The 10,855-nt window shown below is 47.0% G+C and carries 1 protein-coding gene; it reads right to left on the bottom strand.

The features are described from left to right. Positions 1-30: 30 nt before the first annotated feature. Complete coding sequence (gene tycB / locus PMI05_RS12265) at positions 31-10,800, bottom strand: tyrocidine non-ribosomal peptide synthetase TycB (protein WP_007721724.1); 10,770 nt, start codon at positions 10,798-10,800, stop codon at positions 31-33. Between the last annotated feature and the right edge of the window lie 55 nt (positions 10,801-10,855).

Below are 10,855 nucleotides of genomic sequence, written 5' to 3'. Positions count from 1 at the left end.
TGGAGGAATAGCATTTCTCATGTCGCCTGATTAGATTAATTCCAGGATGTTCTCCAGTTCTTCCATGGAAAGGTCATCATCACCCAGATCACTCGGGGTCAATTCTCCACTTTCTTTTGATAGGCAATGCTCAATAATGCTGAGCAAGTGATTCCGATAGCTGTCTGCCAATTTCGCGATGGTTTCTTCCTTATACTGGAGACTGCTGTAGCCAAAACTGATCTGGAGCTTTCCATCCTCGATCATGCCGGAAATATCCAACAAGAATACTCTCTCCGATTCTGGACTGAAAAGCTGACCCGTACCAAGTGGCGAGAAAGTAAACCCGCCAGATTTTACATCCGAATCAAATTGCCCGAGGTAGTTAAAGCTGATTTCCGGTTGCAGGCTAAATTGCAGGGATGAACGCAGTTGATCCGCCGTCATCGTGCGTAAAATCTCGTAGCCAATTCCTTTTTTCGGAATATGGCGCAAGCTTTCTTTGATTTGCTTGATTTGGTATGACAAGTCCTTTGATTTTTCCATATCAAGCACGACAGGGAACTGAGATGTGAACCACCCAATCGTTCTGGTCACATTCATTTCATTCTGAATATCTTCGCGACCGTGACCTTCCAGGTTGATGACAGCGTAGTCGGTATTCGCCCACTCTTTCACCGTTAATCCCAACGCTGTCAGCAACAGGTCATTCATTTCTGTGTGATAGGCATGATGAACGTGACGTAAAAGGTTTTCTGTCTCTTGGGCTGTTAACTCTACCTTCGCCGTACGAGTGTGCTTTTGTTTACAATCTGCTGTAACAAAATCGGTTGGCAACTTTTCTGCCATGCTCGTGCTCTCGAGGTTGTGCCAGTACGCAGCTTCACGTAAAAGCTCGTCACTCTCCGCATAGTTTTGCAATTGAGCCGACCAATCCTTGAATGAATCTGTCTTTTTCGGCAAGACGAGCTCCTGATTGTGGAGGGCCTGCGAATAAGCAGATGAAAAATCTTCAAACAAGATGCGCCAAGAGACGCCATCCACAACCAGATGATGAATGGCAATCAGTAAATGATCCCCTTCCGTTGTGGAGAAGAGTGCCAAGTGGACGAGTGGTCCCTGTTCCAAATCGATACTGCTTTGGATCTGATCAGACAACTCTAAAATATGAGCTGTGCTATTTGCATGGTCTTTCAAGTCATACGAATGGAAGCGGAATCTCTCACCTGTCAGCGCTCGATTGATTTGCGTGATTGTCTCATTCTCCTGTTTGTATATCATGCGCAACGCATCGTGGTGCTCGACGATTTTATAGAATGCCTGCTGAACAAGTCCCGGATCAAAGCCATCCTCTCGGAACAGCATGACAGCCTGATTCCAGTGGTGACGGTCAGTGAAATTACGCTCGAAGAACCACTTCTGGATGGGGGTCAAGCCAATCTCGCCTTCTACTACTCCCTGATCGCTCTCTCTGTTGTTCGGAATGACATGGGCAGCAACTTGTTCAATGGTCGGATATTGGAACAGTTCCTTCATCGCCAGCGTCCAGCCGGATGTGTGCAAACGCGTGGATACCTGAATGGCTTTGATGGAATCTCCGCCCAATTCAAAGAAGTTGTCTTTCACTCCCACTTGCCCAATTCCCAATACCTCTGCCCAAGTCGTTGCAAGTAAGTGTTCCAGTTCGTTTTGCGGTGCTTCATATTCTCTGCCCGATTTCTCTTCGTGGCTTGGCTTTGGCAATGCTTTGCGGTCAATTTTGTCATTCGGTGTCAACGGCATCTTATCCAACTGAACAAAGAAGGAGGGAACCATATAATTTGGCAATTCTTTTCCCATAAATTCTCGCAGTTGTGCCGGATTTGCTTCCCCATCGGCCACATAGTATGCGCACAGGTAAGGTTGCCCCTGGTCATCCAAATGTGTGATGGCTGCTGCCTCAATAATGGACTCATATCGCAACAGAACACTTTCGACTTCGCCCAGCTCTACCCGATGACCGCGTACCTTCACCTGATGATCGATTCTGCCGAGATACTCGATATTTCCGTCCGGAAGCCATTTAGCCAGATCTCCAGTACGATACATCTTCTCTCCTGGCACAAACGGATTGTCGACGAATTTTTCAGCCGTCAGTTCTGGTCGATTCCAATATCCTCTGGCTAGCGACACCCCGCTGATGCACAATTCACCTATTTGACCGACTGTCTTCAATTGCATTTGTTCATCCACGATGAAGAGCTTCGTATTCTGAATCGGTTTGCCAATCGTAATGGACTGACCAACTGGTTCATGCGGCAAAGCTTTCCAGAGTGTCGCGCAAACCGTACTCTCTGTGGGACCGTAGCCATTGACATAGGTCACTTTCTCTTTCCATTGCTCTACCAACGCGGTAGATGCTGACGATCCAGCAGTGATCAGGATACGCAATGACGGCATACGGTCAGGCTCAAGATAAATGGCATACGTCGGCGGCAACGTGAGAATGGTAATTCCGTTTTTGTGGACGTATTCCTCAAATTTGCGGAAATCGTTGATCGTATCACGCGAGATAATATACAAGGTCGCTCCTGTCAATAGAGCCATAAACATATCCCACACCGATGCATCAAAAGAGATACTCGCAAAATGTCCTGGCCGATCTTGTGGGGTTACGCCGACTTGATTCTTGAAAACCGCCTGTAGATTGGCTGCCCCTTTGTGCTCCAGCATGACTCCCTTTGGATTGCCAGTGGTACCGGACGTGTAAATGATATAGGCAAGATCTGACGGCTTGTTGATGCAAAGCAAATTGTCTGTATGCGACGAATAGCTCCCCGCGTCGTCCAAATCGATAATTTCTGCCTGACTGGACACCTTGTGGATCAAGTGAGAATGGGTAAGCACGAGCTTCGCTTGACTGTCCTCGATCATATAGCGAATTCTTTCTTCGGGATAATCAGGATCGACAGGCAAAAAGGCTCCGCCAGCTTTTAAAATGGCGAGTGTTGCAATGACCATTTCCAATGAACGCTCTACCATCATGACGACGATTTGCGAAGGACCTACTCCTTTTCCCCGCAAAACCGCGGCTAGCTGGTTCGCTCTTTCATTGAGCTCTTGGTATGACATGCTCTTCTCTTCAAATACAATAGCCGTTTGATCAGGCGTGTTCGCTGCCAGTTCCTCAAAGAGCTGTTGTATGGTCTGGTCTTCCGTGAACTCTCTGTCTGTATGATTGAACTCCACTAGCAACAACTGCTTTTCTTCTGCCGTCAGCATCTCAATCTCTTGAAGCTGCCTATCAGGTTCTGCCGTAACGTTGCGTAGAATTTGCATGAAATGACGCGACATTCTGTCTACGGTGTCTCTTCTAAACAGCTTGGTGCTGTACTCCAGTCGCAGCAACAGGTCAGTTTCCCGTTCAGTCAGGTGAAAAGACAGGTCGAACTTTGAAATGGCAAGCGCGCTCGTCGATTCATAGGGATGATAGGTCAGTTGACCCATTGTTTTTTGGTACAGTTCGTCGGTTTGCAGAATGAACATGGTATCAAAAAGTGGATTGCGTCCCGGATCACGTTGAATGCCAAGCTTTTCAACCAGACTTTCCAACGGATAATCCTGATGATCATATGCATCCAGGGCATTCTGCTTGACTTCCATCAGAAACTCCTTGAAGGTCTTCTCTGCTGTCGGTGTGTTTCTGATTGCTAGCGTATTGACGAACATACCGACAATCGGCTCGAGCTCGGCGCGCGTCTTGCCGGAGATTGGCGTTCCGACAACGATATCCTCCTGCCCCGCATACTTCGAGAGCAGCAAATTGTAAGCGGCTAGCAAGACCATAAACAAGGTCGTTTTTGTTTCTGCAGCCAACGCGTGTAAAGCTTCCAGCAGAGGTCTATCGGTAGCGAGTACGATTTGATCACCCTCAAAGCTTTTCACAGCTGGTCGTGGAAAATCTGTCGGGATCTCCAACACTGTGTTATGCCCCTCAAACTCGTGACGCCAGTACTCTTCCTGCTTCTTGAAGTCATCTGACTCTTTAAAACGTTTTTGCCAGACAGAAAAATCTTTGTATTGGATACGCAGCTCCGGCAATTGTCTGCCTTGGTACAATTCCGCTAGTTCATTGAAAATAATCGTGACGGACGAGGCATCCGAAGCAATATGATGCATGTCATACAAGAGAAGATGACGTTCATCCGAGATTTGCACGAGACCCATGCGCAGCAGTGGCGGAACAGCCAGATCAAATGGACGGACAAACGCATGGAAAATTTCATCGATCTGATGTTCTTCTGCACTCCGATACTCCATTTCCACTTCCACGTGGTCATGAATTTTTTGGACCAACTGATCTCCTACCATCTCAAAGGAAGTTCTCCAGATTTCGTGACGATCTACCAATGCTTGCAGAGCATGCACCAATTGATCGCGATCCAGTTGCCCCTCTAGCATGATCATTCCAGGCGTATTGTAGCTGATACCCGCCCCTTCCAACTGATGGAGCACGTACATCCGCTGCTGGGCAGATGATACCGGGTAGTAATCTTGTGGTTCTGCTGGTTGAATCGATGCATCTGGCGCATTCTCACTGTTTGCTATCAGCCTGGACAAGGCTCGAACGGTAGGCTGTTCAAAGAAACGCTTCAAAGGAAGATCGGTTTGAAACTCCCGATGCACATGCGCCACTACCGTCATAGCTTTCAAAGAATGTCCACCCAGCTCAAAAAAGTTATCCATCACTCCGATGCCGGAGATGCCAAGGACGTTTTCCCAAATCTTTGCTAGTGTTGCCTCTACTTCATTGGCAGGCGCGACATACTCCACGCCTGTTGTAGGCTTTCCTTCAGGCTTCGGCAGCGCTTTTCGATCGATCTTGCCATTTGGCGTGAGCGGGAAAGCATCCAGTTGAATCAGATAGGGCGGTACCATATACGCTGGCAGTTCTTGAGATAGATGTGTTCGAAGTGCCGTTTCCGAGATGTTGTCTTTACCGGTGAAATAGGCGGTCAGATACGCGTCCCCGCTTCCATCCTGATAAGCAACGACAATCGCTTCATTTGTCGTTTCATAGCTGAGAAGAACCGATTCTATCTCCCCGATCTCAATCCGGTATCCTCTCACTTTTACTTGTTCATCCAGGCGTCCTGCGAATTCAATCGTACCGTCAGGGAGCCATCTGCCAAGGTCGCCCGTCTTGTACATGCGTTCACCTGGCTCAAATGGATTGGAAACAAACTTCTCATCGGTAAGCTCTGGTTTGTTCCAATAACCACGTGCCAAACCGAGTCCACCTATGCATATCTCTCCCACTACCCCGATTGGTAGCAGCTGGTGCGAATGGTCCACGATGTATATGCTTGTGTTTGCTATCGGCCGTCCAATGGTGATCGGAGCATCCGGGAGCGTATCGCACAGATAGGTGGCGATAACACTGCTTTCTGTCGGACCGTACGCATTGACAGCAATCATCTGCGGATTCATCTCTTTGCACATCTCAACTAACTTCGGCGATAGCTTTTCTCCCCCGAGCACGGCCATTTTCATCGGACTGATCTCGTCGGTGGTGCTGCATTCCAAAATCGCCTGGAACAAACTCGGCACGCACAACGTGTAGCTGCAACTCCATGTTGAGATCAGGTTTTTGAGCGCGATCGGATCTTTGGCTTCTTCATCCTTCGTTAAGACAACAGTTGAACCGGATAGAATCAATGCAAAGAAGGTAAGGACAAAACCATCAAAGGCAAAGGATAGAGCCAACAAACCTCTGTCATGGACAGATAAGGCAAACTCTTCTTTGTTCCACGTCACACTGTTGACAATACCTCGGTGCTCCACCATGACCCCTTTTGGCCTGCCTGTCGTACCTGATGTGTAAATGAGATAAGCTAGATTGGTAGCCGTATGAATCGGGTCAAGGTTTGTGGTGATACGAGAATAGTTATTCTTATCCTCCAGATACAGGCATTCCACCCCAGCAGCAATCTTTGTTCCAAGATGCTCATGGGTAAGCACCAGACGGGCTTCGCAATCTTCCAGCATATAGGCAATGCGATCATTCGGATATTCTGGATCGATAGGCACATATGCTCCGCCAGCCTTGAGAATGGCTAGGATTCCAATCACCATCTCTAAGGAACGATTTGCCATAATCCCAACTCGTTGGTCAGCCGTTACTCCTTTTTTCCGTAATGTACGAGCAAGCTGATTGGCTTTCTTATTGAGCTCCTGATATGTCAACTTTTTGTCCCCGCAAACCAGCGCGATTTGATCAGGGTTTTTTTCTACTTGTTCTTCAAATAGCTGTGGAAGTGTGCTTTCCAATTGAACAGGCTTGAATGTGTCATTAAAATGGACCAGCAACTCCTGCTTTTCTTCCTCGGTGAGCATCTCCATCTGATAGAGAGCCAAGTCCGTGTTCCGGATGACTTCTTGCAAGATTTGGATGTAATGACGCGACATGCGTTCGATGGTCTCCTGCTTGAACAGCTTGGTGCAAAATTCGAAGCAGAACATGAGTCCTGCGTGGTCTTGGGTTGCTTCGAGCGACAAGTCGAATTTCGCCATTTTGCCCTCTGGCACGTAAGGCGTCACTGTCATGCCCTCGATCTTGATCGGATTGGCATCCATATTTTGCAAAATGAACAACGTGTCAAACAATGGATTACGGCTTCGATTTCGATTGACCGCCAGCTTTTCAACGAGTTCCTCAAACGGGTACTCCCCATGCTCAAATGCAGAGAGTGTATTGTCCTTCACTTCTCGTAAAAATTGCTTGAAGCTTTTGGTTGCCACCGGCTGATTTCTCATTGCCAGCGTGTTGACGAACATACCCGTGATGCTTTCTGTGTCGGGGTGCGTTCTTCCAGCTGTCACGGTTCCAACTACCATGTCTTCTTGCCCGGAGTATTTTGCGAGCAAAACATGATAGGCTGCCATGAGCACCATGTAGAGCGTAGTACCAGTATCGGCCGCCACTCGTTGCAAGCCATCCAGCAGCTGTTTTTCAGAGCGGAATAGATAACGTTCGCCCTCAAAGCTTTGAATAGACGGTCGAGAGTAGTCCAAAGGCAGGTTCAAGACAGGAACTTCTCCAGCGAATCGCTCGGTCCAATACGCTTCCTGTTTGCTGTATTCGTCTGTCTGTGCCAGACCTTTTTCCCAAACCGCAAAGTCTTTATATTGAATGCGTTGCTCTGGCAAGGATTTGTCTTGATAGAGCTGCGCAAGATCATTCAGGATGATTTGCGATGACACTCCATCCGAGATGATATGGTGCATATCGATGATCATGACATGGCGACGCTCTCCCAGTTTGACCAGTCCAACTCGACTTAATGGCGCTTTTTCCAAATCAAACGGACGCATGAAATCCGTGATGACTTCATTCAAACCATCTTCTGTCGCTTCCATGTGGGCGATTGGTAGTTTGCATTCCTGATGGATGCGTTGAACCAGCTCACCGTTGATGGTATGGAAGGAGGTTCGCAGCGATTCATGACGACTCACCAGATTGGAAATGGCTTGCTCCAGCTGCTGCACATTCAATTCCCCATCGAGTACCGTCACAACGGGCAGATTGTACACCGTACTAGCCGGATCAAGCTGGTTTAAAATGAGCATGCGTTTTTGCGCAGAGGATACAGGATAATGCTCTTGCATGACGACCCGCGGAATAGCGAGATAGGTTACTTCCTCTTCGCCTTCCACATACTTGGCGATTTCTTGAATGGTTGGTCTCTCAAACAACACGCGAAGCGGAACATCTGCTTGGCAGTCTTTTTGCATCCGGGAAATGAGATGAATCGCTTTTAGCGAATGGCCCCCCAGTGTGAAAAAATTATCCTGAATGCCAATCGGGGACACGCCGAGTACGCTTTCCCAAATCGCTGCCATTTTCTGTTCCAGTTCGGTTGTCGGAGCGAGGTAATCCGCTCCCTTAAAAGCATTCCCTTCAGGTATGGGCAAGGCTCTTCTGTCTGTTTTTCCATTAGGTGTAACCGGAATCCGCTCCAGCTTCATAAAGAAGGAAGGGATCATATACTCAGGCAGCGTTCGTGATAAGTACGCACGCAGTTCCTCGTTGCTCACTTCCTCTGTCAAAACGACATAGGCGCACAAATATTTACCGCCAGTCTCATCCGTTCTATCGATGACCACAGCTTCCTTAATCAAGGCGTGGTTGAGCAAGTGCGATTCGATCTCTCCCAGCTCGATACGATGACCCCTGATTTTTACCTGATGGTCGATCCGCCCTAAAAACTCGATATTGCCATCTGGCATCCAACGAGCGAGGTCACCCGTTCGATACATTCTTTCTCCTGATTGATACGGGTTTTCGAGAAACTTCTCCGCAGTCAGCTCCGGATTGTGCAAATACCCTCTTCCTACGTTCGCACCAGAGATATACAGCTCCCCAACGATACCCTCTGGTTTCATCTGGAGCTTTTCATCCAGGATATAAATGCCTGTGTTGCTGATCGGTTTTCCGATTGGTGGTAGCTCTGGTATATCCATGCTTGGGTCCATTGTGTAGGTGGTTACCACATGTGTTTCAGACGGCCCGTAATGATTGTGCAAAAATACGTGATGGTTCCGCAGATATTTCTGTAGCTCATGTGTGACGACGAGCTGTTCTCCGGCTGTGATAATATGCTTGACGCAACGCGGGAAGCTTTGCGCATAATCTTTTTCGTTAAAGATAAATTTCAAGAAGGATACAGGGAGGGACAAAATGCTGATCTGTTTTTCCTGGATAAAGACAAACAGTTTTTCTACATGACGTCTCATCTCATTCGTGATGAGATAGAGCTGTCCCCCGGAAAGCAGCGTGGAGAAAATCTCCTGGTAGCAAACATCAAAGCTGCATGTGGTGTATTGCAATACTTTTTCATGAAAATCGATGTTGGTCTTGGCAAACGTAAAGTGCATCAGATTTGCCATGTTTTTATGCTCAAGCATGACGCCTTTTGGTTTACCTGTCGTTCCTGAAGTGTAGATAATATAAAACAAGTCATCTGGATGATTGATCGTTTCTACAGAAGCACTACTCTCTTCCCAGATGGCTGGTGTGCTGATATCTATTTTTTCAGTAGAGGCAGAGACTTTCTCTAGTAGATGCTGCTGGGTCACTACCAATTGAATCCCGCTATGCTCGAGCATGTAGGCAATTCGTTCTTCTGGCAGCTCTGGATCAATCGGTACAAACGCACCGCCAGCTTTCAAAACCCCAAGAATTCCAACAATCATCTCGATCGAACGATCCATCATCGTTCCAACGAGACTGTCTGCTGCAATCCCTCTTCCTCTCAAAAATCTGGCGAGCTGATTGGACTTTTCATCTAACTCCCGATACGTCAACTGCTGTTCTCCGAAAACGACAGCAATCTGATCAGGTGTCCTTTCCACTTGTTCCATAAAGAGCTCGTGCATGGTTTTCGTTGGATAGGCAGCGGACGTATCAAGGTTTCTGGCCATTAGCTGTTGTTTTTCAGTTTCTGTCAGCAAAGTAACCTGTTGAAGGGTGAGCTTCGGATTGTTTGCCACGCAAGCCGCAATCTGCTTAAGGTGCCCAGCCATTTTTTGGATAAAGGCTTCGTCGAAAACAGCAGCATTATAATCAAACCGCATCGCAATCTCTTCTTTGGGCATTACCATGACGGTCATGTCATAATTGGTAGGCTCAAACATCTCGACATCAGAAATGGTAAAGCCTACTTGCTGTGTTGCTACTTTTTTCTGCAAGGCCTCGACTAACGGATAGTTTTCGATGACCATCAAGTGATCGATCAAATCTTGCTTCAATACGGAATCGTTTTGAATATCGTACAAAGGCACATGCTCATATTGCTGGGATTGCAGTGTTTTTTGGTGCACATCCTGTAACAAGTCGGCAAAGGTTTGCTCGTTTTTCGCTTGAATGCGGAATGGAATGGTATTGATGAACAACCCAACCATTTTGTCGATTCCTACGATTTCAGCAGGTCGCCCGGATACAACAGAGCCGAATAGCGCATCATTCGTAGCATTATAGGATTGGAGGAGAATCCCCCATAAGGTTTGAATCACAGTCGGCAATGTCACTTGATTTTGACTTGCTATCGCAGAAAGCTGCTGCGTCAGCATGCGGTCCAGCACAAAACGATATTGTGCTGGTAGAAAGGCTTTGCTAGAAGACTTCCCAAATTTCGGCAAGGAAGTTTGCTGTTCAAATTGTTCCAGATAGTCTCTCCAATATGCGAGAGCAGCCTCTTTATCTTGCTTTTCCAGCCAACGAATAAATTGGCTGTATGGCTGCACTGGGTCAAGGGAAATCGGAGCCCCGTTCTTTAAGGATAAATAGACGGAAAGCAAATCATCAAAAATAATGCTAAAGCACCAACCATCCATGAGTATGTGATGAAAACTCCAGATGATTTGGTATTCGCTCTCCGTCATTTGGAAAATAGCCACTCTCATCAACGAATCTTTCGCCAGATGAAAGGTTTTCTCTTGGTCATTCCTTTTGTACTGTGTGTAGCGCTGCTGTTTTTCTTGCTCGTCGTATGCAGTTAAATCGCAAAATAGGATGGGAATGGGCCGTTCCTTCAAGACAACCTGCAAAGGCTGCTTTAATTTTTCATAGAGAAACAGCGTGCGGAACACATCATATCTCTCTACCAGCACATGCAAGCTATTGGTAAACAAACCAACATCAAGATTGCCCTGAATCGAAATGGACATCTGTACAAGATGAGAGTTGTGTTCTTCGTCAAGCAAGGCGTGAAATAACATTCCCTCTTGCATGGGCGTCAATAAATACATATCTTGTACTTGTTCTTTGCTAAAAACACTCATTCCGGCACCTCGATATCCACATTATTTGTCATATTTACATAAAAATGTAAGATGA

The organism is Brevibacillus sp. BC25, assembly GCF_000282075.1.
Classification (GTDB): domain Bacteria; phylum Bacillota; class Bacilli; order Brevibacillales; family Brevibacillaceae; genus Brevibacillus.
Note: the sequence above shows the minus strand (reverse complement) of the source record. Positions and strands in the feature narration are given on the sequence as shown.

Bases quoted from the DNA above. Each gene is read 5' to 3' on its own strand.
- tycB (WP_007721724.1), bottom strand. From the start codon at position 10,800: ATGAGTGTTTTTAGCAAAGAACAAGTACAAGATATGTATTTATTGACG.